The organism is Wolbachia endosymbiont (group A) of Myopa testacea (assembly GCF_964027115.1).
In the GTDB taxonomy this organism is placed as follows: domain Bacteria; phylum Pseudomonadota; class Alphaproteobacteria; order Rickettsiales; family Anaplasmataceae; genus Wolbachia.
Genome location: NZ_OZ034729.1, coordinates 517,913 through 541,345 on the forward strand (window position 1 = coordinate 517,913; position 23,433 = coordinate 541,345).

Annotated in this window: 25 protein-coding genes and 1 pseudogene; 9 read left to right on the forward strand and 17 right to left on the reverse strand. The window is 34.4% G+C overall.

Annotation, left to right across the window (positions count from 1 at the left end; translation table 11 throughout):
* Window positions 1-37 precede the first annotated feature (37 nt).
* From rpmB to AAGD91_RS02580, 4 genes are read left to right on the forward strand one after another with little or no spacing between them, the layout of a single operon-like run.
* Window positions 38-352 (forward strand): 50S ribosomal protein L28, encoded by a 315-nt coding sequence (gene rpmB / locus AAGD91_RS02565; protein WP_341821399.1) that lies wholly within the window; start codon window positions 38-40, stop codon window positions 350-352.
* Window positions 345-1,223 (forward strand): lipoyl synthase, encoded by an 879-nt coding sequence (gene lipA, locus AAGD91_RS02570; protein WP_341821400.1) that lies wholly within the window; start codon window positions 345-347, stop codon window positions 1,221-1,223. Before rpmB ends, lipA begins: the two co-directional genes overlap by 8 nt.
* 38 nt (window positions 1,224-1,261) lie before the next feature.
* Complete coding sequence (ubiE, locus tag AAGD91_RS02575) at window positions 1,262-1,978, forward strand: bifunctional demethylmenaquinone methyltransferase/2-methoxy-6-polyprenyl-1,4-benzoquinol methylase UbiE (RefSeq protein ID WP_341821401.1); 717 nt, start codon at window positions 1,262-1,264, stop codon at window positions 1,976-1,978.
* A complete protein-coding gene (locus tag AAGD91_RS02580; RefSeq protein ID WP_264732371.1) occupies window positions 1,975-3,081 on the forward strand; it encodes an FtsW/RodA/SpoVE family cell cycle protein in 1,107 nt (368 codons plus the stop codon). The genes ubiE and AAGD91_RS02580 overlap by 4 nt, the downstream gene beginning before the upstream one ends.
* Window positions 3,082-3,269: 188 nt before the next feature.
* Here AAGD91_RS02580 and AAGD91_RS02585 read toward each other — a convergent pair whose 3' ends face one another.
* The 12 genes and pseudogenes from AAGD91_RS02585 to yihA all read right to left on the reverse strand — a co-directional run bounded on the left by AAGD91_RS02585 (window position 3,270) and on the right by yihA (window position 13,972).
* Complete coding sequence (locus AAGD91_RS02585) at window positions 3,270-4,139, reverse strand: Rpn family recombination-promoting nuclease/putative transposase (RefSeq protein WP_341821402.1); 870 nt, start codon at window positions 4,137-4,139, stop codon at window positions 3,270-3,272.
* Window positions 4,140-4,351: 212 nt separating this feature from the next.
* Window positions 4,352-5,053: an ankyrin repeat domain-containing protein gene (locus AAGD91_RS02590; protein ID WP_341821499.1), complete on the reverse strand. Its 702-nt coding sequence runs from the start codon at window positions 5,051-5,053 to the stop codon at window positions 4,352-4,354.
* Window positions 5,036-5,149: pseudogene (locus AAGD91_RS02595) on the reverse strand (ankyrin repeat domain-containing protein); the annotation flags it as partial. The gene AAGD91_RS02590 and the pseudogene AAGD91_RS02595, both read right to left, overlap by 18 nt.
* A complete protein-coding gene (locus AAGD91_RS02600; RefSeq protein ID WP_341821403.1) occupies window positions 5,116-5,556 on the reverse strand; it encodes an ankyrin repeat domain-containing protein in 441 nt (146 codons plus the stop codon). The gene AAGD91_RS02600 and the pseudogene AAGD91_RS02595, both read right to left, overlap by 34 nt.
* A 54-nt stretch (window positions 5,557-5,610) precedes the next feature.
* Window positions 5,611-7,317 carry an arginine--tRNA ligase gene (gene argS, locus AAGD91_RS02605; RefSeq protein WP_341821404.1) on the reverse strand — a complete coding sequence of 569 codons (1,707 nt, stop codon included), beginning with the start codon at window positions 7,315-7,317 and terminating at the stop codon, window positions 5,611-5,613.
* Window positions 7,318-7,406: 89 nt separating this feature from the next.
* Entirely contained in the window at window positions 7,407-8,171 is a 765-nt protein-coding gene (locus AAGD91_RS02610) for a hypothetical protein (RefSeq protein ID WP_341821405.1), read from the reverse strand.
* 126 nt (window positions 8,172-8,297) lie between these two features.
* Entirely contained in the window at window positions 8,298-8,462 is a 165-nt protein-coding gene (locus tag AAGD91_RS02615) for a hypothetical protein (protein ID WP_341821406.1), read from the reverse strand.
* A gap of 12 nt (window positions 8,463-8,474) precedes the next feature.
* Window positions 8,475-9,110 (reverse strand): hypothetical protein, encoded by a 636-nt coding sequence (locus AAGD91_RS02620; RefSeq protein WP_341821407.1) that lies wholly within the window; start codon window positions 9,108-9,110, stop codon window positions 8,475-8,477.
* Window positions 9,111-9,796: 686 nt separating this feature from the next.
* A complete protein-coding gene (locus tag AAGD91_RS02625) occupies window positions 9,797-11,512 on the reverse strand; it encodes an ABC transporter ATP-binding protein (RefSeq protein ID WP_341821408.1) in 1,716 nt (571 codons plus the stop codon).
* A gap of 236 nt (window positions 11,513-11,748) precedes the next feature.
* Window positions 11,749-11,889, reverse strand: coding sequence for a hypothetical protein (locus AAGD91_RS02630; RefSeq protein ID WP_341821409.1), 141 nt, complete (start codon window positions 11,887-11,889; stop codon window positions 11,749-11,751).
* 570 nt (window positions 11,890-12,459) lie between these two features.
* Complete coding sequence (gene argB / locus AAGD91_RS02635; protein ID WP_341821500.1) at window positions 12,460-13,371, reverse strand: acetylglutamate kinase; 912 nt, start codon at window positions 13,369-13,371, stop codon at window positions 12,460-12,462.
* A gap of 4 nt (window positions 13,372-13,375) precedes the next feature.
* The gene (gene yihA, locus AAGD91_RS02640; RefSeq protein WP_375316731.1) at window positions 13,376-13,972 is read right to left on the reverse strand and encodes a ribosome biogenesis GTP-binding protein YihA/YsxC; all 597 of its coding nucleotides are present in this window, start codon (window positions 13,970-13,972) and stop codon (window positions 13,376-13,378) included.
* 103 nt (window positions 13,973-14,075) lie between these two features.
* Here yihA and prfA point away from each other — a divergent pair, with 103 nt between their 5' ends.
* Window positions 14,076-15,155: a peptide chain release factor 1 gene (gene prfA / locus AAGD91_RS02645; RefSeq protein ID WP_341821410.1), complete on the forward strand. Its 1,080-nt coding sequence runs from the start codon at window positions 14,076-14,078 to the stop codon at window positions 15,153-15,155.
* Window positions 15,156-15,282: 127 nt separating this feature from the next.
* On the opposite strand, the gene AAGD91_RS02650 is transcribed toward prfA, so the two are convergent.
* Window positions 15,283-15,921: an MFS transporter gene (locus AAGD91_RS02650; RefSeq protein ID WP_341821411.1), complete on the reverse strand. Its 639-nt coding sequence runs from the start codon at window positions 15,919-15,921 to the stop codon at window positions 15,283-15,285.
* 615 nt (window positions 15,922-16,536) lie between these two features.
* Here AAGD91_RS02650 and AAGD91_RS02655 point away from each other — a divergent pair.
* The gene (locus AAGD91_RS02655) at window positions 16,537-17,466 is read left to right on the forward strand and encodes an AEC family transporter (RefSeq protein WP_341821412.1); all 930 of its coding nucleotides are present in this window, start codon (window positions 16,537-16,539) and stop codon (window positions 17,464-17,466) included.
* 295 nt (window positions 17,467-17,761) lie between these two features.
* On the opposite strand, the gene AAGD91_RS02660 is transcribed toward AAGD91_RS02655, so the two are convergent.
* The 3 genes from AAGD91_RS02660 to AAGD91_RS02670 form a co-directional block, all read right to left on the reverse strand.
* A complete protein-coding gene (locus AAGD91_RS02660) occupies window positions 17,762-18,079 on the reverse strand; it encodes an FtsB family cell division protein (RefSeq protein ID WP_341821413.1) in 318 nt (105 codons plus the stop codon).
* Window positions 18,080-18,125: 46 nt separating this feature from the next.
* Window positions 18,126-18,254, reverse strand: coding sequence for a type B 50S ribosomal protein L36 (gene ykgO / locus AAGD91_RS02665; protein ID WP_006279631.1), 129 nt, complete (start codon window positions 18,252-18,254; stop codon window positions 18,126-18,128).
* A gap of 69 nt (window positions 18,255-18,323) precedes the next feature.
* A complete protein-coding gene (locus tag AAGD91_RS02670) occupies window positions 18,324-19,142 on the reverse strand; it encodes a pyruvate, water dikinase regulatory protein (protein WP_341821414.1) in 819 nt (272 codons plus the stop codon).
* Window positions 19,143-19,292: 150 nt separating this feature from the next.
* On the opposite strand from AAGD91_RS02670, the gene ccmC reads away from it, so the two are divergent.
* Entirely contained in the window at window positions 19,293-20,003 is a 711-nt protein-coding gene (gene ccmC, locus AAGD91_RS02675; RefSeq protein WP_341821415.1) for a heme ABC transporter permease CcmC, read from the forward strand.
* A 71-nt stretch (window positions 20,004-20,074) separates the two neighbouring features.
* Window positions 20,075-20,242 (forward strand): hypothetical protein, encoded by a 168-nt coding sequence (locus AAGD91_RS02680; protein WP_264688104.1) that lies wholly within the window; start codon window positions 20,075-20,077, stop codon window positions 20,240-20,242.
* 67 nt (window positions 20,243-20,309) lie between these two features.
* Here AAGD91_RS02680 and AAGD91_RS02685 read toward each other — a convergent pair whose 3' ends face one another.
* Window positions 20,310-21,947, reverse strand: coding sequence for a hypothetical protein (locus AAGD91_RS02685; protein ID WP_341821416.1), 1,638 nt, complete (start codon window positions 21,945-21,947; stop codon window positions 20,310-20,312).
* A 180-nt stretch (window positions 21,948-22,127) separates the two neighbouring features.
* Here AAGD91_RS02685 and AAGD91_RS02690 point away from each other — a divergent pair, with 180 nt between their 5' ends.
* Window positions 22,128-23,405 (forward strand): adenylosuccinate synthase, encoded by a 1,278-nt coding sequence (locus AAGD91_RS02690; protein WP_264732549.1) that lies wholly within the window; start codon window positions 22,128-22,130, stop codon window positions 23,403-23,405.
* Window positions 23,406-23,433 lie beyond the last annotated feature (28 nt).

Consider the following 23,433-nt stretch of genomic DNA (forward strand, 5'->3'; position numbering starts at 1 on the left):
GGTAATCTAAGTACATAGAATAATTTGGTATATTGAAGTGAATAGAGTTTGTGAATTAACAAATAGAAAAAAATCTTTTGGTAATAAGGTATCACATTCGAATCGTAAAACAAAGCGTACCTTTCTTTTAAATTTACATAAGGTTACGTTGACAAGTGATATATTGAATAAAAAGTTTAGATTTCGTGTAGCAACAAGAACTTTGAGAACTATAGATTACAAAGGTGATTTAGATGCTTTTTTGCTCAACACAAGAACGATTAAACTAAGTGAAAAAGCGCAGAAGATAAAAAGAAGGTTGAAAAAAGTTTTAGTAAAGCAAGAGGTAGAGTTAGCCGTTTCAGATGCATAGCAAACCTCAATGGCTTAGAGCAAAAGCTCCGACCGGTGAAGTATTCAATGAAACTTTAAACATCGTTAAACTGCATAACTTACATACGGTATGTGAAGAAGCTGCATGTCCAAATATTGGTGAATGTTGGGATAAACGTCATGCTACTGTGATGATTCTTGGTTCTGTTTGTACTCGTGCTTGTGCATTTTGCAATGTTGCAACTGGCATTCCTGATAAACTAGACCCTCATGAGCCAGAAAATTTAGCAAAAGCGATAAAAAAGTTAAACTTAAAACATGTTGTCATTACCTCTGTTGATCGTGATGATTTACCAGATGGTGGCGCAAATCAGTTTATACAGTGCATAGAAGAAATTAGAAAGATAACTTCAGAAACAACAATAGAGATTTTAACTCCTGATTTTTTAAATAAGAAAGGAGCATTTGAAGCAATTGCTGTTGCATCACCTGATGTCTATAACCACAATATTGAAACAGTGCCGAGATTGTATGCAAAAATAAGACCACGAGCTCGCTATTTTCATTCACTATATTTGTTGAAGATGGTAAAGCAGATTAATCCTAAAGTTTTCACAAAGTCAGGGCTTATGGTTGGTCTTGGAGAAACAAAAGAGGAAATACTTCAGGTTATGGACGATTTGCGCAGTGCTGAGGTTGATTTTATTACAATTGGTCAATATCTACAACCAACTCCAAAACATGCAAAACTTGATAGGTATGTTACCCCAGAGGAATTTGAGCATTATAAATACGTTGCTTACTCCAAAGGTTTCTTAGTGGTTGCATCAAGCCCACTAACTCGGTCATCATACCACGCTGAAGAAGATTTTAACAGGCTCAAGGCCTGTCGTTATGTTAATTCAAATTAATTTTTACTAATTATAAAGGAGTTGAGCGACTTTACGTAATGTCTACTATAAAAATCGAGAAGAAATCACAATTAGTTAAAGAGGTATTCGATTTCGTGGCAAGTCGCTACGACACCATGAATGATATAATGAGCCTCGGAATGCACAGATTATGGAAAGATAAGATGGTAAATAGTGTGCATTTTACAAAAAACTCTAAGATTTTAGATGTTGCTGGAGGAACTGGAGATATAGCAATAAGAATAGTAAGAAAAGAGCCAAGTGCTAAGGTTACAGTATGTGACATAAATCAAAATATGCTAAGCAGAGGACGTGATAAAGCTATAAATTCAAACCAAATTAATTTTGATTGGGTATGTGCGAATGCAGAAAGTTTACCATTTGAAGACTCCGAATTTGATTATTGCACAATAGCTTTTGGCATTCGAAACGTTTCTGACCGCAAGAAGGCTTTAAGTGAGGCGCACAGGGTATTAAAACCATATGGGAAATTTATCTGCTTAGAATTTGCCCCTATGCACTATCAAAATGAGATATTTACCAAACTTTATGACTTATATTCATTTAAAGTAATTCCTAAAATTGGCAGCATAGTTGCTAAAGACAGGAGTTCTTATGAATATTTAGTGAAGAGCATTAGAGAGTTTCCAACTCAGGCTGATTTTAAAATGGAAATTGAAGAGGTAGGCTTTAAGAATGTTGAGTTTCATAATATGAGCTATGGAATAGTGGCATTACACATTGGAACAAAATGAATATTAAATTCTGGTATAGAACGCTGGATTATTATCTCATCCTTCCAGTGTTTTTTTTGCTCACTATAAGCTTCATTCTTGTTTATTCAGCAAGCCCTGTAATTGCGCAGCGTCTTTCTTTACCACAAGATTATTTTATACGGCGCCATACAATTTATATAGTCCTGTCACTAATTACCCTGGTGACATTTTCTTTTCTAAACACAAGAACTATACTTAACCTCTCATTCGCAGGTTTCATTTTATTTACTATTTTAGTGGCAGCTGCGATAATACTTGGTATAGAGGTAAAAGGTGCGAAACGATGGTTACATATTGTCAAAATTTCAGTTCAACCATCTGAGTTCGTAAGGCCATTTTTTTCTGTTGTTATAGCTAGTATCTTAGCCAGCGGAATGAAGTTTAAAATGCACATATCAATCATAATATTTCTGTTAGTTTTTGTGTTGTTACTTTTGCAACCTGATTTCAGTATGTCCATGCTTTTAACATATTCTTTTATTGGTCAAATGTTTATTGCATGTATACCACTTTTATACTTTCTATGCATAATAGGAATGGCCACAACTGGAACTACAATAGCTTACTTATGCCTCCCACATATAAAGCAAAGGATTTACAATTTTGTCTTTTTTACGCAACGCGATAACTTTCAAGTCACAAAATCATTAGAAGCATTCAAAAGAGGTCAATTAACTGGAGTTGGACCTGGTGAAGGTAGCGTAAAAACCTCTCTTCCTGATTGTCATACAGATTTTGTGTTTTCTGTTTTAGCAGAAGAATTTGGTTTGATTACGTGCTTAGCCACATTGATGTTATTTGGCATCATTTCCGCCCGCTTGCTTTACGTTGCATATAGAGAAAATGAATTATTCAATCTATTGGTAATTCTTGGTATCTCAATTCAATTCATCACACAATTCATAATAAACACAGGGGTAACATTGAGTGTTTTTCCCACCACCGGCATAACCCTGCCACTACTTAGCTATGGTGGTTCTTCTCTTTTATCTTCGAGCATCGCACTTGGCATAATGCTGTCTTTCAGTAGAAATCAAGCTATCGCATTAAAGTTTCGTGAGCGTGTTATGCTTGTGGACTAGTGGTCACCCGCTCACAACTATTATTGGTATCCCTCCAAAATGGGTATCTGTTCAGATGAGTGGCAAGAGATATTATGAAATCTGAAAGAGTTATGTGGAAATTTTTCAGAAAATATTCCACTGACATACTGAACAACAAATACATCACTATGTCGTTTATCGCAAAAACTTATATTTTTCGTAACCGTTCACAGATTTCCACTTAATTCTTCAATCTCACTAATAGAAAGGCCAGTAAACTTGACAATAGTGTTGACATCAACATTATTAGCCAGCATTGCTTTTGCAACTTCAATTTCCCTTTCTTTTCTACCTTCCTCTTTAGCAAGATCAAGTCTGTATTCAAGAATGGCTTCTTCTTTGCGCAGATCCATTATTCTTTCTTCATAAGCTACTAGATCTTTTTCATTCCAGTGAAACTTATCTAATTCATCATATGCTAGCTTTATTATTGGTGATTTTTCTGCAATTTTTCTGAGATCTTCGTCCGTTGTTTCATCTGCATATTTGAAAAAAAATAGCCAACGGTCTACTACACTTTCTAGTTGTTCTTCTCTACTCTTAGGAAATTTTGGCAGCTCTATGAAGATAAATTGAAAATCTTTTAAGTCATGCTCATTGGTTTTCTCATCTCTTATGGTATGGCTAGATATATAGTCAAGCTTATCAGGGAATAAGGTGCAATTTGAAATCATGATAAAGAAAATCTTCTTTAAATCAACGTATTTACCAGATTTATCAGCTTGTCTTGAGTAAGCCTTAGCAGCATAAAGTTGTGCACGTTTTTCAAAGCCTTTATCACGAGTGAGATGCATCTCAATTATATACCTGTTCCCACTAGAATCCCTGCAAAGAACATCAACAATGCTTTGTTTATCAGAAGCAATTTCAGGGTCCATAATGGTGCTTAAGAATTCTACTTCTTGTATAGTATTGACTTCAGTACATCCTAAAATATCGTTCAAAAAGTGGATAAGAATATTCTTATTTTTTTCAGTGCCAAAGATTTTCTTAAATGTTAAATCTAACTTTGGATCGAGAAATTTAGAAAGAGCCATGGCAAAAATGCTTGAAAATATTAATAATTATACACTATTATTAACAATTATTCAACCGTATTTTTGAAGATAGCTATACCGCTGCGGCCGCTAACACGTAGCGGGATGACGGTTGTCAGGCTAGTGCCTTCTCCTGTCATCCAAGTAGCCGATACTGGGATCCAGAAAAAAGGATGATGTCATGAAAGTAGCTGAAACTGGAATCCAGCAGATCAAGCTTTCCGCTCATCCCCAATTATGCCTTGTTCTTTTTCCACTTCATCCATTTCAGTACTAGGTTTTAACATCATATATGTGATACCACCAACTGCTAGTGCTGCTGCTGCAATTGCAGCCACTGCTATTACTATAGATATCAACTCAACTGCAACTGTTCCGGTTGCAAAAAGTGCCACTTCTACAGCAGTGCCTAATACTGCGACTGCACCACTGGCGAAAAGACCTTTTTTAATTGCTGATGTAGGTTGTTTTTTTTCTGTTTCTTCCAGGAGGGGTGTTGTATTCTGGTTATCTTGTGATGAATGGTTCGCTTCTTTGTTTAACTTCTTGAGTTGTTTTTCTTCTTCCTTTAGAAGTTGCTTTGTTGCTTGTTGTTTCAGTTGTTCTTCTTCTGCTTCCTTTAAAAGTTGCTCAATTTTAGTATAGCTTTTAACATTCCCCAAGTCTTTTCTTACCTGCCCGAATACAGAACAGCTCCCAGTGTACATTGAGCCTCTGGGAGTGCTTCCATCTTTATTTTTCAACAAAGGATTTGCACCATTTGTTATTAGAACACCTACTATATCTTCATCACCATCTCGAGCGGCAAAATGCAAAGGAGTCCATCCACGTTGATCCAACGCATTAACATCTGCTCCGTTTTGTATTAGAGCATTTACTGTGCCTATACGACCATATTCAGCAGTCAAATGCAAAGGAGTTTTTTTATTTTTATCTACTGCATCGACTTCTGCATTGCTTTGTGATAGAACTTTAACTATCTCTGTATGACCATTTCTAGCAGCCAAATGTAAAGGAGTGTATCCATTTCTATCTTTTGCATCAACCTTCGCCCAGTTTTTACTAGAATTTCTACTATCTCTGTATGACCTCCTCCAACAGCAAAATGTAAAGGAGTCATCCCTTTGTATTCTACATCAACACTTGCATCATTTTCTATTAGAAGGTTTACTATTTTTTCATAGCCACATAAAACAGCTAAATGCAATAATGTAAATCGATCATATGCTATTAGTGTATCATCTTTAATTTCAAATAGGTAATCTACATCAAAACCAGCTTCTTCCCATTTCTTATATTCTTCTGGATATTTCTTTAATTCCTCTTTTATTTTGTCAATTACGTTGTCTTTACTTAAGCCTTCCTCCTTATCAACCGCGCTTAACATTCTTTTCAACTGCTCATAGTTCATTGTCATAATTTTACCCCTACTTCAATAATATTTTAATTATCATGTATTATGGCAAAAAAATCAACTCATCTCTTCCAAAGGTTCTATATTAAAGATGGAAAGTCCAGAAGCGATGACGTGCGCTAAGGCTTGTACGAGAAACATTCTTGCAGCGGTGAGGTTTAAGTTGTCTTCCAGTATGAACCGCATGTTTAAATCACTCTTGCCATACCCCCATAAAACGTGAAACGCTTCTGCAACTTCAAGTAAGTAGAAAGTAATTCTGTGTGGCTCACAAAGCCTTGCCGCTGTTTCTATCACATTTGGCCACTTTGCTAAGGTTTTTATGAGGAAGAGCTCCCCATCTGTCTTTAAAAGTGAAGGATCTGCTGTTGGGAGCTCTTTTGGAGCATTACGCATTAATGAGTGAGCACGAGCATGCGCATATTGCACGTAAAAAATAGGGTTGTCTTTTGACTGTTCTTTAACTTTAGCAAAATCAAAGTCCAAGACCATATCATTCTTGCGTGTTAACATTATAAAACGAGTTATGTCCCTGCCAACTTCTTCCACTACATCTCTTGCTGTGAGGAAGTTTCCTGATCTTTTGGACATCTTAACAGGTTTGCCATTCTCGAAAAAATTCACAATATTATGCAGTTTTACCTCTATTTTTGCTTGATCATTACTTAGTGCAGAGACAACTGCTTTTAGCCTTTTGATATAACCACTATGATCACTACCGACTGCTACTATCATATTATTAAAACCACGTGATATCTTATCAAAATGATAAGCGATATCTGAGGCAAAATAAGTCCAACTGCCGTCCTCTTTCTTCAATGCACGGTCAACGTCATCACCAAATTTTGTAGAGCGAAATAACATCTTTTTTCTGGGAGTCCAATTTTTACTTTCTTTGCCTTTTGGTTTCTCCAGGTACCCTTCATACACCAAACCCTTGTCAGACAATATCTTTATACTCTCTTCAATTTTGCCACTTTTTTGTAGCTCATACTCTGAAGTAAAAACATCATGACTTACCCCAAGTAAGTTCATGTCTTCCTTTATGAGTTTTAATATAGAACTTAAAGTATATTCCCTAATCACCTGATTATCTTGCTTTTCTAGAAGCTCCTTGCCATATTTTTTGGCCAGCCCATTCCCTATCGGTTTTAAATATTCACCTGGGTATAAACCTTTTTCGATGCTGATTTTTTCTCCCAGAGCTTCCTTATACCGCAAATATACTGACTTTATTAGTGTATCTATCTGCGCTCCAGCATCATTAATATAGTATTCCTTAGTAACTTTATAACCAACTTTTTTCAATAAATTTGCCAGAACGTCACCAAATACTGCTCCTCTTGCATGACCAATATGCATTGGACCAGTTGGATTTGCAGATACAAACTCAACATTGATGGCCTGATTGTTCCCTATATCTAGGGTGCCAAACTCTGTTTTCAGCTCATTTATTTGTTTTAAAATTCCATGCCATACTTCTATTTTTAAGTGCATGTTGATGAAACCAGGGCCTGCTATTTCTACTTTTGCAACTTCATCAAAAGGTTTAAATTCTCTTGCTAACATCCCTGTAATCTCGACTGAATTCTTCTTTTCATGCTTTGCAAGCACCATAGCAACATTTGTATAGATATCACCATGTGCTCTATTGCTTGGAGGCTCTACAATAAAATTTGCCGCACTTGTATTTATGACACCCCTTTGCTTCAACTCATTTAATTTGCTGGAAATTAGAGAGGAAACCTGCTTGAAAATGTTCATTAACTAAAAAGCTATAAGACTTGTAGCAGTATAGTGGATAAATGGAAGGAGTTGAAGGGTTATCTGATGTAATTTATAGCTAATGATAATTATATAAAAAACACTGGCACTACCTCCGAAGAATCCCAAATTACTTCTTTGCACAATTCACAATCTCTGCCACCTTCTGTACAATCAGTTATTCTTTCCTTCTGATCAAAAAATGCTCTGCATTCATCAAAAGTTTTATTACTTATTGTTCCATCTTTTCTTACAAGTCTATCTGTTTTCTTGTCAGCAATCATCAGTGATTGACTTTGAGAGAGCACCGCCATTGGCTTACCTCTGTCAATACTGTCAGGGTAGTAATATGCTCTTGTGTTAACTAAATAACTATTGTCAGAAAACATGCTATTCTTACAAGATGCATACCAATCAGGCCAATAATCTTTGTTACCAACTTGGCGTATATTATAAGATTCTTTGCAAGTACTATTCGAAGGAATAGTAACGCACCATGAATTCATAGTTCTTCTCCAAGTGATAAAAGGGTATTCCATGCCATTCTTATTGCAGTTAGTTGCCGTTATACCAAATTGTTTTACATAATAATCATCAGTTTTAATCTTGTCAATAATGTCTGCACTTAAGTCAGGGTATAATTTATTTATTGCCTCTCTTATATAAAGCTTACCATCGTTACTTACGTCAATATAGTTACCATCTTTTTTGCTGTTTTCACATCCTTTTCGGTTACACCCACCATCATCAATTATTTCTTTAGTTCTCTCTTCAAGGTTACACGTTTTTAATATGTCACAATTTAACTTTACCCTTAATTCTTTGTCTATTTTTTCTTCTACTTCCTTTATCAATTCACCCTTAGTCTTATCATCAATCTCACAATTAAGATCTTCCTCTAGTTCATTTTAAATCTTTTCTTTCAGTTCATTCTTAGTCTTATCATCAATCTCAAACTTAAGATCTTTCTCTAGTTCATTTTAAATCTTTTCTTTCAGTTCATTCTTAGTCTTATCATCAATCTCGGACTTAGGGTCTTTACAATCATCTAGCTTTGTATGTAAATTAATTTTTAACATACGTGGCAGTTGACGTACATGACTTGCATGCTTATAATTTGAATAAGGAAAAGTGTTTTTTAACATAAAATAGCTCCATTAATAAATAAGAATTAACATAAAATGGGGGGTTGTACTAACAATGTACACACCTTGGTTGCCTTTATATAATATGAACAGTATCTTCTGGTACTGACATTTTTTCTGAAAAAATGCTGGTTCTTTGCGTGAGTCTATTATAGAAGCATTTATCGCATCCACACAAGCTTTGCATTCAGAATTGCTATCACATCCTCCTTTGAGACGATTGTCTGGACCAATTTCAAGGTCGTTGTCAGTTTTATCTATAATTTCTTTACAGTCTGCAAATTTTAAGCCACTAGTTTTCTTAGTAATGGCATCTTTAATCTCTCCAGAAGTTGCGTCAACTGCTATTGTGAGTTTTGAAAAGTCAATTGGTTTTTTAGGTTCTGGACAAGCAGGACACTCAGGACAAGGAGGTATTTTTACCTCAGGACATTTTACATCAGGACGAGGAGGTATTTTTATATCAGGAAGCTGTATATTTAATTCGAGTCTATCACAACACGGATCAAAGTGGTCATGGCAATGTGGGTTAAAGTGGTTATGACAATGTGGATCAAAATTATGATGGTACCGTGGGTCAGTTGTGCAAGCTGTGCGCGTAGGAATACATGAACCGACACGTAGAGATGAGGAAAAATTATAATTCATAAGAATCCTTTAAAAAATAACTATTGAATTATTATAGGATAAAAAAGTTAATGATCTAATAATTTTAAGGCTAAAATTAGCATATACAAACTTACAGTACATTTCAAAATACGACTTTAATGTAGCAGATATTAGAGTTAAAAGTTTTACTATGGTAGAATAATGATAAGATTCCAAGAAGAAGCTGTCAGTAGTCAAATTAGTCGTGTTGCTGAAATAAATTGTAATATATGGTTACTGTGAATAACAAGTAAGCACCTGTTTATTATATTTTCAAGCAAAATGTGAAGCACATGGGAAACCATGTGCTCTTGGAAGCACGTATAGCTAGACGTGCGTTTATGAGTTGTTTAAAAACAATCTTCTAATAAAGAAACCCAAATTCATCACAAGGATTATAACATGTGTCATAATAGTTATGATATGAGTTAAAATGATTGTGGCACGAATTAGTAGCATAAGTTGCGTATGCAGGTGCACAAGCTTGTGCACAGTTCAATACTGGTGCTGGTAAAGCTGGCAAATTATAACCCGTAAATGGTATTTTTGGTAAATTACTGCAATGAGAAAACATAATAATCCTTAAAAAAATACTATGATGTTATTATAAATCACAATGATTAAAGATATAATAACTTTAATTATAAATCTAGCATATCAACTAACGATATGATGTAAATTTTCTTTCAATTCCACTGTATCTTCGCCAGTTTTGCATACAACCCGTCTTTACTTATTAGGGAGTCATGAGTCCCTACTTCTTCTACTTTTCCGTGATTAATTACTATAATCTTGTCAGTTTTAAGTGCAGTTGATAGTCTGTGTGTAATTACGATCGTTGTTCTGTTTTGCATTAACTTGCTTAATGCTTTTTGCACGAGGTTCTCACTTTTATAATCAAGGGCAGAGGTTGCTTCATCCAGTATTAAAACCTGAGGGTTTTTGAGTATGGCTCTTGCTATTATAATACGTTGTTTTTGTCCTTCAGAAAGTTTTAATCCTCTTTTTCCTACAAATGTATCAAATTTATCAGGCAGCTTATCAATAAATTCCATCGCATAAGCGCTGATAGCTGCTTGCTTCACTTCTTCATATTCAGCACCAGGTTTGCCATATAGTATATTTTCCATTATTGAGCAAGAGAATATTATGTTATCTTGTGGCACTAAGCCAAACAACAATCTGAGGTCATTTAACGCAATTGACTTAATATTGTGCTCATCGATAGTAATGCTGCCTCTGCTTGGATCATGAAAACGGAGCAGAAGTTTTAAAATGGTGCTTTTACCACTGCCAGATGGTCCAACAATTGATACTAGTTGACCTGCCTTTATAGAAAATGATACGTTATTTAACGCTGGCTTATCAGACTGAGATTCATAAAAAAATGTCACGCCATTAAACGAAATTCCTTTTTGAACACTACAAATTTTTATAGGATCATTGGCATCTGCTATAGAGCTTTTCATATTTTTAAATTCAAATAAACGCTCTACTATTCCAAGACCTCGTTGTAAATCACTGATATTATCGCTCAAATTATTTATAGCTCCTGCCGCAAGCGCTGAATAAAACACAAATGAGGAGAGTTCTCCAATAGTTATATTATTGCTTAAGACTTCTTTAATACCAAAAAAGAGCAAAACAACTAGTGAACCTATCACACACGTGATAACTAGAGTTACTAAAATAGCACGCAAGAGTACTAATTTTACGTATGATTTTGATACTGAGTTTAAATGCTCCTTAAAACGGGTTTTTTCATTTTCTTCGAGTACAAACGATTTGATAGTCACTATAGATCGAAAATTTTCCTCACTAAGTGATGCAAGCTCACTTAATTTATCCTGGGCAAAGCGTGCATAGCTACGCACTTTTTTTCCAAATGAGGTCATAATAATGAGTAGTATAGGTACTATTGCGGCTGCATACGCAGTTAGGTGCAGATTTGTATATAATAACATGGCAACACTGCCAATTAATATTACAAAATTTCGCAATATGGTGAGTAGGCTGCTATTTATTATTGATTGCAGCGCAGAGGTATCAGTAATGAGTGCTGAGATAACATCTTGTACGCCTGTGTTCTCAAAGAAACTTGGTTGCAAGTCACTGATACTGCTATATAAGTCATATCTGATTCTTGCGATAACTTTCTCGCTGCCAATGCCAATGAAATATAACCGAGTAAATGCAGTGAGAGAAATGGCTAAAACTATAAGTATTGCAACTAATAGTTTGGTAGTAAAATCGTGCTCTGTGCCAGAATCAATTATGTTGCTTAAGCCTCTGCCAAAGAGGAGGATCGTTAAGGCTGAAAATAAAACTGCAATAAAAGCTATGATGAAATAAGATAGATTAGGCTTTATATAGCAAAATAACTCTCTAATATTAGATCGCATCGTATTTTGAAGTTTCTAAAGTTAAGTATATAGATTTTAGTTTCAGGGGAAAGGGGAAAAGTGTAGCACAATAGCTAACGTCATACCGTGTACAAACGTTGCAATTTTTAAGCAAAGTGATGTTGTTCAAGTAGCTGACACTTGGGGTCTATGTTTTTTCTGGTCACACGCTGGAATGACAAAGTGAGCGTGCGTAGGTGTCATCCCAGTACTCCTTTCTCGTCATCCCAGTGCCCCTATGATGTCATCCCAGTGCCCAGACACTGGGATCCAGGAAACTTAACTCTACACCAAGTAAATGTACAATAAGAACTAGATTCCAGCGTCACGCGCTGGAATGACATCATAGGGGCACTGGGATGACGAGAAAGGAGCACTGGAATGACACCTCTCTTGGGCTCTTTTAGCCATAAATATTTAAGAAATTTACCAAAGGAAAAAAGGCAAAAGAAGCCCCGTGGTTATTATCCGCTTTAAAATATTGGCGTTTTTTATGTTTTAAACGCTTGACAAGAGAAATTCAGCTGCTTTTAATTGCAACTAACCTACGCTGCAAATGTTTAAGAAATTTACCAAGTAGAAAAAAAGACAAAGAATCCCCGAGTTAGCTAGTCTTTTACTATCTTTGTCGAGTATTGGCATTTTTTGATGTCTTGTAACGCTTTGTAAGCGCGTTCAGCTTATTTAGATAAAAATCTAGATGTAGATGAAGTTTTGTAAAGACATACAGTATCTATATACTGCAAAAAATTGAACATAAAACGCCGATACATTAAGTAATCCTTACCTTTTAATCTGCAGATTGGCGAAAGCAAATACAATAGCTTCACTGTCATGATAAGGGGGCTGGCGGAGTTTGTCAAGTAAGTTTTTTCGTTTCTATTCCCAAGAAAAGTTCGTCATATGGTTATGCAAGAAGTCTATTCGTGTAGTTGTGAGCAGCCTAGTTATAAATCACTCACAATTGATATGCTTGAATTATTCTCAGTAAATAAATCAAGCATAATGTTAGGTATTCTACCATCAACTATGTGAACAACTCCAGCACATTCCTCTACCATTTTAGTATATGCCATAAGCCTTTCAATAAATTTTTCTCCTTGAATTTTGCCACAATCAATCGATGCATTTAAATTTTTAACAGATATCTTCCTGCCACCAATTTTATCTATTTCTTCACCTGTATCGCTAAAGGTTATCATTTTAGATGCAGAAACTGCAATTGCAATTGTGCTTGCAGTGCTATCGGCATCAATATGATATGTTTCCCCATTTTTTCCATGACCGATAGGTGCAATAACTGGTATAAAATCTGATTCTTCAATAAAAAATAATATATCAGGATTGATTTCAGTGGGCCTACCGATGAATCCCATGTCTAGTATTTTTTCGATGTTATTTGATCTGTCTTCCTTAAGCGTAGCGCTTATCTTTTCAGCTTTTATTAAGTTGCCGTCTTTTCCACATAATCCAATAGCTGAACCACCAGCAGAATTTATATGCTGAACAATTTTTTTATTAACTGAACCACACAGTGCCATTTCAATGATTTTCATAGTGTCTTTGTCTGTAAGTCTGATACCATTCACAAACTTACTGTCCATACCCAGCATTTTTAACACTGAGTTAATTTCATATTCTCCGTCATGAACTATCACCGGATTTATACCAAGCTGCTTTAATAAGACAACATTATGCACAAAAGTATAGAATAGTGTTTCATCTGAGATCGTTACGCTGCCACATTTAATGACAAAAGTTTCACCCACAAAGCTAGGTATGCTAGACAGCACTTCAAGTAATATTTCTGCTTTTTGTTCAAATGATACTTCACCCTTTAAAAATTCACTACTTTTCATTTTTTTATCTTGTAAACTTGAAAAACTCATCTCTTACCTTGATTATTTTATGCTTAACACGGATGCTTATTTGATGAATTGACACATTCTCATTATTAATCCATTTTTGAGTATCTTCTAGAATGGCATCTAGGCTTTTTTGACTCACTTTATCTATTTTTGTTAGCACAACGTTAAAGTTAATATTATTATATATTAACCAATAAATGAAGTCTTTGTCTATTTCTTTTAATCCTACCTTGCTATCTATCAACACAAACACTCTTCTTAGATTTTTTCTTTGAATTAGATAATACTCAATTAAGTTTAAATATTGTATAATTTCCTCCTTACCTGCATGGGAATAACCATACCCTGGTAGGTCAACAAGTCTGAATTTATCATTGTACATAGAGTAAAAATTTATTTGTCTAGTACATCCAGGTTTAGAGGAAACTCTGGCAGCTTTTTTGCTGTTTATCAGTAAGTTGATCAGACTGGATTTTCCTACATTTGATCTACCAGCAAACGCAATCTCTGGAGCCGACTCATCTGGTAATGATTTCATGTCCGAAGCTCCAAATATGAAATTGCAGCTTGATGTTATCTGTCTTGCCATTATATTCAAGTAGAAGGTAGTAGATATATTATAGTGTTATTGCTTGATATAAGAAATTTTTTATTTCAGTATGTATTACTTAGTTAAAATACTAGATCTGTGCTATATGAATATAGAGAATAATTTACAAGACTTAAAGAAAAAATTTAGTGATATAGAAAGGAACTTGGAAAACCCTACCAATTTAAGTCAAAAAGAATTCATTACCTTTTCAAAGGAATACTCTGAGCTCAGGCCAATAATCAAGATAATTGATGAATATAACACGCTGAAAGAGGAAATTTCAGACTTAGAGGAAATAATGAAAGATGAAAACAGCGAAGGTGATATAAAAGAGTTAGCAAAAGAAGAATTTTTTGAAAAGCACAAGGTATTATTACCAAAAGTAAAAGCAGAACTAAAGTTAGCATTATTGCCTAAAGATGAAGATGACTTAAGAAATGCAATATTGGAAATCAGAGCAGGTACAGGAGGAGAAGAAGCAGCATTATTTGCAGCAATGTTATTTCGTATGTATCAAAAATATGCAGAAAGAAGAAATTGGAAGTTCGAGCCAATAAGCATTTCTAATACAGGTATAGGTGGCTATAAGGAAGCTTCTGCACTCATTAATGGAACAGAAGTTTTTGCAAGGTTGAAATTTGAATCAGGAGCACACAGAGTACAGAGAGTGCCAGAAACTGAATCCTCAGGAAGGTTACATACCTCTGCCGCTACTGTTGCGATATTACCTGAAGTAGAAGAAGTTGACTTTAAAATAGAAGAAAAAGACTTACGAATAGATGTTTATAGATCCAGTGGTCCTGGAGGGCAATCAGTGAATACAACTGACAGCGCAGTAAGGGTCACCCACTTGCCAACAGGGATGATTGTAATACAGCAAGATGAAAAATCGCAGCACAAAAATAAAGCTAAAGCGCTTAAAGTATTGAGGGCAAGGCTATACGAAATTGAAAGACAAAAAAAAGAAATGGAAAGGTCAACAATGAGAAAAAGTCAGATTGGCTCTGGTGATCGTTCCGAGCGTATAAGAACATATAATTTTCCACAATCAAGAATAACAGACCACAGAATTAATCTAACTTCACATCGGCTAGAGCAGATTATAAAAGAAGGTGAACTAGATGAATTTATTGAGGCATTAATTTCACGTAATGAAGCAGAAAGATTGGCCGGGGAAAGTTAATCGCTCACATCTGTAAAAAGATCATTAATTATACCGGATCTTTTAAAAACAATAAACAGGCAGTAAAAACAAGTTCTAGTACTATCGCGGATAGAACAAGAACAGCTACACTAATTGCTTGACCGTTTTAAATGTAGCTTGTTAAGCCGATAAAAATAGCCATGATAAAAGCTCTAATGAACGAGACTGCAGAAGAAGCTGTGCCTTTAATTTCAGGGAAAACATTTATTGATGCATTAAAAATCACTGGCTGGCAAATTGCACAACTGATAGAAAAAATAATCATAGACAGTGTTAGTAAGTAGAAAGAGTGGGGTACAATTATACTGAATATTACAAGCAATAGAGACCCAATAGCACCCACGCTCGTACCAGAAATTACACACCATATTGCTCCAAGTTTCTGTAAGATTTTGCCAGCAAATAGACTAATGAGTGAGAAGCACCCAACTATTGCACCTTGATGTAGTGCATAAATAGTGCTAGATAAACCAAAAGTCTTTATATACAGAAAAGGTCCACAAGTGATGAATGACATATAAGCGGCAGAAAAGAGGCTTGACATTAAAGACAACGTAACAAACCTCGGACTAGATAGTAGTTTTCTGTAATCTTTCGTCATTTTTTTCAAACTAAAAATATCGCGGTCCTTTTTTGTTTCTGGTAACAGAAAAAGCAGCAAAACCCAAGAGATCAAACAAAGTATTGCAACAGTTGCATAATTACCACGCCATCCTACAATTTCATTAATGAAACTGCTATGCAAAAGCCTAGGAAATTATAAGCAATAGTTAATTGAATTGTGCCTTCTGATACGTTAAAATAGTGCACCATATCAGGAAAACTAGGTACGGAAATGTCAATTTCAATGAACTTAGCAATTAGAGACAGGATTAATAGAAAGGGTAGTAACATTTGAAATTTTTAATTAATGAATAAAAATATCACATTTAAAGTGTTGAAAGAAGAACATTTTTTACTGTTATTAAAATGGTTAGAAACACCTCATGTGAAGCTATGGTGGGTAAATTGGACACTAGGGTTAATTAAAGAAAAATATGACAACTATGTTAAAGCCCTTACTCTCTGTCCTAACTTTACTTATTTCCTCTTACTTTTTCAACAGTCCGTCTAAATTACCACAAGCAGTTTAATTTTTCATCATTATTCAAAAATATGCAAGAAGCTTTATAGAAACTTAACATAATTTTATCATAAAAATGTCATTCTTAAGTCTTATGTAAAAACAAATTTTGACACTAAGTGAATCTTTTTTAATTAACTATGAGCTGGATAAATTGGAAAATAAATTTTGTTTACTTTTATAATACCTTAAGATCTAATATCACTTTATCAGTCAAAAGTATCACAATAGGCTAGTATGTTCCTTACTCTTTTCCTAAAAATATTACCTATTTATATTACAATATTTATTGGTTATTTAGCAGGAAAATGTCTTAAAATTGATAGAAACACTATATCTCAAATACTCTTTTATATAGCTAATCCAATAGTGATTTTATATGGAGTCTCTCATACAGAAGTTAATTTAAAAGTAATTTCTCTGCCGATTTTGATATGGTTTATAGGTAGCACTATGTCCTTATCAGTGTATTATCTTTCTTCTTTTTTATTTAAGGATAACACGAGAAACATATTAGCGTTTAGCTCGGGCAGCACAAGTATGGGTTATTTTGGCCTGCCGATTGCCATGGCTTTGTTTGATGAAGATTCAGTATCTGTATATGTTGTTTGTTATATAGGAATGGCGTTGTTTGAAAATAGCTTAGGATTTTACATAGCTGCAAATGGTATTTATACCGCAAAAGAATGCATATTAAAGTTGTTCAAACTTCCTTCGCTTTATGCGATGGTTCTGGGCTTCTTTTTAAGTATATATGATATACAAATACCTACTTTTTTAACAGATGTTATGATGAATATTAGAAGTACATTTGTCACATTAGGGATGATGCTACTTGGAGTGAGCATTGCAAATATTACAAGCTTTAAAGTAGATTGGAAGCTTGCTTTGATCACTATTACAGCAAAGTACATATTCTGGCCACTGTTTGTTTTAGGAATTGTCCTTCTAGACAAACATGTTATAGGTGTATACGACGAGAGTATATATAAAGCACTGATGTTGCTGGCTATTATTCCAGTTTCTGGGTCCAGTATAATACTTGCTAATATTTTGAATTATCAACCAGATAAAGCTACTCTGTTGCTTCTAATTAGTACTGCAGTGGGACTATTTTATGTTCCACTAATAATATCATTATTTTTTACTAAACTTATTCTTTTTTGATCAAGCGGTAGATAAAACTTAAATTTACGCTAGCTTCTTGCATAATCACATAAAAAACCTACTCTTTTTTGTCATTCCAGCGCGTGACGCTGGAATCTAGTTTCACTTTATGATGGTGTCATGAAAGTAACTGGCACTGGAATCCAGAAAAAAGAATGGTGTCATGAAAGTAGCTGACACTGGTTCACTCTATAATGGTGTCATTCCAGTGTCAAGCACTGGAATGACACCATAGGGGCACTGGGGTGACAAGAAAGGGGCTTGAATGACAGGAGGTAACGCAAGAAGTCTACTGCTATTCCACGTCAAGAACAACCATAAGTTCATTAGGGTTCACATAACCTAAAGCATTTTTTGCTTGCTCATCAAGCAGATCTAAATCTAAGCTTTTTTCATATAAGCCAAATACTTTATTGTCCAACTTTTCCTTTTCAGAAGAGACATCCTTTAGCAAAAGCTTATTGTACTCAATCTCTTTTTTTAAGTCGATTAACGTCAATAAGCCACGTTTACCTGTAATTGTGCTAATGCTAAAATATAATGTAAGAGAAGAAATGAATAAGGCTGCGCTTAAACACAGTAACTTTTGCTTCTTTTTAGATATAAGCACCATACTTTCACATACAAGAAATACATAACATGAAAAGGTGAACAAAAAGCTAAGAACCTTGACGCGCTTTACACCTTGGCTTTACCTTGTTTATAATGTAAATCTTACCACCCCTTTTCACAACTTTACAATTTTTATCTCTGTTACGATGAGATTTTAGCGACCCTTTGACTTTCATATCTATAGTAAGAATTAAATTACCTTACATTATGATCACTTACAGAGAGTTAGTCAATTGATAAATTTTTCACATTTTATTAAAATACTGTATAATTGTTGCTGATACTTCTTCGATTGACTTTTGCGTGACATCAATAATTGGCCAGTTATTCTGCTTAAATAGTTCCTCTGCTTCTTTAATTTCCTTTTCTACTTTCTCAGGGTTAGCATATATATTATTATCTTCGTTGTTAATTGAAGTAAGTCTATTTTTGCGTATTTCTATTAGCCTACTTACGTCTATTGTTACCCCTATCGTTAGTTTATTTTTTAATTTTGCCAAGTCGACATAAAAGGGTACTCCACTAACAAAAGGAATATTTGCAACCTTATAGCCTCGATAAGCTAAATACGTACTGGTGGGAGATTTTGATGTGCGTGAAACTCCAACCAAAATTATATCTGCTTTATTAATATCTTGAATACTTTGTCCATCATCATGATTAATAGTGTAGTTTATTGCCTCAATGCGCTGGAAATATTCGTTATTTATCTCAGTATGCAAGTCAAGCTTTTCGTCTTTTTCAATTTCAAGATAGGACGAAATTTCTCTAATAATATGTGATAATATTGCTCTATAGGGAATTTTCAACTTTATACAGTTATCTTTTAGATATTTTCTTAGCTCATCATCAGTAATAGTGCATATAACAAAGTTATGCTCATCACTTTTCTTATTAATTTCCTCCAAAATTTTGTCAACCTGCTCTTCTCCTTTCACAAAAGACCAAACATATTCGATTGTTTCTACAGAACGAAAGTGTTTCAGAGCTGATTTTGCAACTGATATAACAGTTTCACCACTTGAATCTGATACTAAGTGTAAATTAAGCTTTTTAAGGGTCATGTTTTATATAGTGTTATACTAAAAATAATAGCAAGCAATCGGCTACTGAAATTGTGCTAATTTGTTAATCTATGTCAATGCAGAAAAACTATCTTGTTGATAAAACTCAAACTAATTGGTAAATTCTTAACACAATTATTCTCAAAACGAATGTTTTTATTAAAGCCTACAAATTTCACTTCTTTTTCTAAAAAAGCACTACCTTGGATTGGGATTATTTGTTTCGCATGTTTTTTAATTGGAATGTTTTTAGCGTTATTCTTCTCCCCAGAAGATTATAAACAAGGAGAAATTGTACGAATTATGTACATTCATGTGCCTTCTGCATGGCTTGCTCTTGGAATATATGGATTAATTGCATCACTTAGTTTCATTTCATTGGTGTGGAACAATAGCATTGCTAGTGTCTTGGCACATGCTGCTGCTCCTGCAGGGACAGTCTTTTCTGCAATATGCTTAATCACAGGTAGCATCTGGGGAAAAGGAACCTGGGGCACTTGGTGGGTATGGGATGCAAGGCTTACTTCAATGCTAATTTTATTTTTCCTATATGTTGGCTACCTTTCATTGTGGAGCGCTTTTGATAATGAAGCGAGGGCAGAAAAATCAGCAGCAGTATTTGCCATTTTTAGTGCTATAAATATTCCCATAGTAAAATTTTCCGTGAACTTATGGTCTACTCTCCACCAGCCTGCAAGCATTTTGAGAAAAGGTGGAATAGCAATAGAAAGTTCTTTGCTGTTGCCACTCATTGTAATGTTTATGTTTTGTGCCACATTTTTTTTAGTAGTGTGGATACTGTATTCGCTTTACTTAATTAATTTATATACGATAAAGAGAGAAATTAGTGTGCGGTATTAGGTAGCTTTGTAAGTATACAGGTAAATATGCTAGAGAAAATTAGGTAAAATATCTTTGGTCACTTTAAATACTTGCCTGCTGAAACTGAAGAACGTGCTATGTTATGTGATCTAACTAATTTTAAAAGCAGCAATGACCAACTAACTAGAATAGATCAGGTATTGAATCGAGATCAACTTGAACATTTTACCAACGTTCTTGAAACATATGATGCAACGGCACGTAGTTTTTACGATTAGGTGCATTGTAAAATAGCAACCGTTGCAACCATGAACTCTAAAATATTCAAGGAGCCTACCAGTATCTTTAAAGTAAATGTTCATGTGATTCCACAGATAATTTCTGTTTTTTGATTCTATCTGTCCATTTATCATTTTCTATATCTTGTTTGTTTGTTGCTCTTTTTTCTTGCTCAACAATTGCCTTATCTACCTTCTGATAAATTGCATTAATTGCATTTTTTTCTTTGTATACTTCGCTTTTCCCTTCAATAATTAACTTAATAAAAGTATTTACAACAGACTGCACTTGGTTATGATTAATATGGCCTCTTATCAAAGAAGGTAAACAGCCTAATTCCATTATATGTTGACCTATGTTATTATCTATACCTTCTGTATGCATTAACATTTCATCATCAAACTCTTTCAATACTTCTGATGCTATTTTACCTTGAAAGGAAAGCCCTAAATTATCTGCTACTTCACTTATTAATAACTCTCTGTTTTCTTTATTATCTTCCAATTTAGCATAATCACTCAATAGATCCATAACTGTAGATACTCTGACTTCAACAAGATCATTAACATCTTCTAGAGCAAGTCCTAACCCCAAGAACCTCTCTCTGAGATTTTCGCTTAAAAGATTGATAAACTCTTCATTTGCATCCGATCCTGTAGTAGATATTGTACCATCTAAATAGTTACTTTGAGTACCTAAGCTATGCTCTATTTGTATTTTTGTCTCAGGTTTAAATCCTAATTTTGCACAGAATTTCTGAAAATATTCTTTAATAATGTTAAACAAGCTCTTGCCATCATCTTTATAATTTTTTAACTCTTTAGGAATAGTAAGTGACAATTTACCATCTCTGTATGTTACAAAGTCTTTACCATCTTGAGACTCAAGTGTAAATTCTAATGAGTTAGACAGATCACATATCTTATCACCATGCATAACTTGATTTTTAACAGAGAGTATTGGTAGCCTCATGTCAGATCTAATTCTTACATTATTTTGGTTAGCACAATCAATATTTATTACTTTTTTAGGATTTTCTACTATGAACGACTGTCCAAGTGCAAGTTGGGTTTGTATAAATGGAGCAGCCTCATACCCTGCTTGATTACAATTGGTGACTAGCTCTTCTAAAATAGCATCACTTGGAACTTCTGCCCCAGCGTATCTAAACATTTTTTTGAAAACTTCTTTTGCAAAGGAACGGTAGTCTTTGTTTTCATCTTTCTCTGTTGGTAATAGATGTTGGCCAGCATTGTAAAATTCTTTCTTATATGAATCGGTTTTTTGATGATTGGCAGTTTTGGGATTTTCACAGTGATTTTTCCATAGCTCACCCAATGCATTACTTACAAGCTCTTTCTCAATATCTTCGAGTACTGAAGCAACAAAAGCTTTGCCATGATCGGTATCTATTTCTCTTGTTCCTTTTTTGTTAAATATTTCGTCATTATATATATCATCACTATTAAAAAGTTCGCTTTTGCGGTGCTTAGCTCCTTCCTTAAATGCAATAATAAGATTTTTATCTATTTCTTTTCCGTTAATAATAAAATTCATCCTTTGAAAATCTAAGAACATTGTTTCACCAGAATTTGCTAGTTCATTATCTTGACCTGCTCTTAATTTACTAAAATTGAACTCTTTAGCTGTGGCCTTTAATCTAACTACTGGACTCTTATTATTTTTTCCTTTTGCCTCTTTCATAAATAACACCTTACTGTAAATATGCTGTAAGTTATATCATATAATGATGAATAATTTGGTAATATATTAAGAAAATCGACAGTATATTTCTTTATTTAAGAGGTGCAGGAAAGGCGCAGATTTCTCTTTCCATTTGTAGCGTACTGCATTAATATTTATGTATTAATTTAGAAAATAATGATGAATAACATTGTAATTGTTGGTCTGCAATGGGGTGACGAAGGCAAGGGTAAAATAGTAGATTATCTTTCTGGGAATGCAGATGTAGTTGTGAGATTTCAGGGAGGAAATAATGCAGGGCACACTATAGTAATAGATGATGAGGTTTATAAATTAAATTTACTGCCCTCTGCTGTTTTGAGAACGGGCAAAATATCCATCATAGGAAACGGTGTTGCTCTTGATTCACATGCTCTAATCTCAGAAATAGAGTCATTGAAAGTTAAAGGAGTGGATGTAAACTATAACAACTTGATGGTATCCGAGAGCTGTCCATTAATACTTAGCGTACATAAGGACAAGGAAAAGCTATTTGAAGATTTAAACGGAAATCACAAAATTGGTACAACAAACAAAGGGATAGGGCCATGTTATGAAGATAAAGTTGGAAGGAGAGCTATACGCCTTTGTGATTTAGAAAACGCAGATGAGCTCAATAAAAGAGTGGATACTCTTCTGAATTACCACAATGCTATCAGAAAAGGCCTTAACTACCAGGTGGTTAAAAAAGAAGAAATATTAAAAGAAATTCAAGGGATTTCAAAAAAAATTCTTTCATATAAAAAACCTGTGTGGAGGATATTAAATGACTTTGTGAAAGAAGGTAAGAAAATAATATTTGAAGGCGCCCAAGGCACATTTTTAGATATCGACCACGGAACTTACCCTTTTGTTACTTCAAGTAATACTGTAGCGTCGCAAGCAATAACAGGCTCAGGATTAGCCTCCAATGCTTACATTATTGGTGTGGTAAAAGCTTATACAACAAGAGTGGGCAATGGTCCATTCCCTACTGAGCAAAAGAACGAGATTGGAGATAGCTTATTTACTATAGGCAAGGAGCTTGGAACAGTGAGCAATAGAAGAAGGCGCTGCGGATGGTTTGACGCAGTTTTAGTGCGCCAGGCTGTGCAACTTTCTGGAGTTTCAAGCATTGTATTAACCAAATTAGATGTGCTTGATTCTTTTGATACAATTAAAATATGCACTGGTTACAAGTATAGCGGGAAAATGTATGATTATTTACCCGCATCGCATTCAATACAGGAGGAATTAGAGCCAATATATGAAGAGTTTCCTGGCTGGAAAGAAAATACTCAAGGTAAAAGGTCGATTGAAGCATTGCCTATCAATTTAATAAAATATATAGACAAGTTAGAAAAATTAATAGGTGTACCAATTCATCTAATTTCAACTAGTCCAAAAAGAGAGGATGTTATTGAGCTTAAAGATTTCTGAAAACGTCTTGTTAACTTTTGTCCAATAA

Coding starts and splice junctions, on each gene's coding strand:
- AAGD91_RS02615 (WP_341821406.1), bottom strand. CDS start 8,462: ATGTTAAAAAACACTTTTCCTTATTCAAATTATAAGCATGCAAGTCAT.
- argB (WP_341821500.1), bottom strand. CDS start 13,371: ATGAAAAGTAGTGAATTTTTAAAGGGTGAAGTATCATTTGAACAAAAA.
- AAGD91_RS02685 (WP_341821416.1), bottom strand. CDS start 21,947: ATGAAAGAGGCAAAAGGAAAAAATAATAAGAGTCCAGTAGTTAGATTA.
- ubiE (WP_341821401.1), top strand. CDS start 1,262: ATGTCTACTATAAAAATCGAGAAGAAATCACAATTAGTTAAAGAGGTA.
- AAGD91_RS02655 (WP_341821412.1), top strand. CDS start 16,537: ATGTTCCTTACTCTTTTCCTAAAAATATTACCTATTTATATTACAATA.
- AAGD91_RS02620 (WP_341821407.1), bottom strand. CDS start 9,110: ATGAATTATAATTTTTCCTCATCTCTACGTGTCGGTTCATGTATTCCT.
- AAGD91_RS02580 (WP_264732371.1), top strand. CDS start 1,975: ATGAATATTAAATTCTGGTATAGAACGCTGGATTATTATCTCATCCTT.
- AAGD91_RS02670 (WP_341821414.1), bottom strand. CDS start 19,142: ATGACCCTTAAAAAGCTTAATTTACACTTAGTATCAGATTCAAGTGGT.
- lipA (WP_341821400.1), top strand. CDS start 345: ATGCATAGCAAACCTCAATGGCTTAGAGCAAAAGCTCCGACCGGTGAA.
- AAGD91_RS02585 (WP_341821402.1), bottom strand. CDS start 4,139: ATGGCTCTTTCTAAATTTCTCGATCCAAAGTTAGATTTAACATTTAAG.
- argS (WP_341821404.1), bottom strand. CDS start 7,317: ATGAACATTTTCAAGCAGGTTTCCTCTCTAATTTCCAGCAAATTAAAT.
- AAGD91_RS02625 (WP_341821408.1), bottom strand. CDS start 11,512: ATGCGATCTAATATTAGAGAGTTATTTTGCTATATAAAGCCTAATCTA.
- ccmC (WP_341821415.1), top strand. CDS start 19,293: ATGTTTTTATTAAAGCCTACAAATTTCACTTCTTTTTCTAAAAAAGCA.
- ykgO (WP_006279631.1), bottom strand. CDS start 18,254: ATGAAAGTCAAAGGGTCGCTAAAATCTCATCGTAACAGAGATAAAAAT.
- prfA (WP_341821410.1), top strand. CDS start 14,076: ATGAATATAGAGAATAATTTACAAGACTTAAAGAAAAAATTTAGTGAT.
- AAGD91_RS02600 (WP_341821403.1), bottom strand. CDS start 5,556: ATGACAATGAACTATGAGCAGTTGAAAAGAATGTTAAGCGCGGTTGAT.
- AAGD91_RS02690 (WP_264732549.1), top strand. CDS start 22,128: ATGAATAACATTGTAATTGTTGGTCTGCAATGGGGTGACGAAGGCAAG.
- AAGD91_RS02660 (WP_341821413.1), bottom strand. CDS start 18,079: ATGGTGCTTATATCTAAAAAGAAGCAAAAGTTACTGTGTTTAAGCGCA.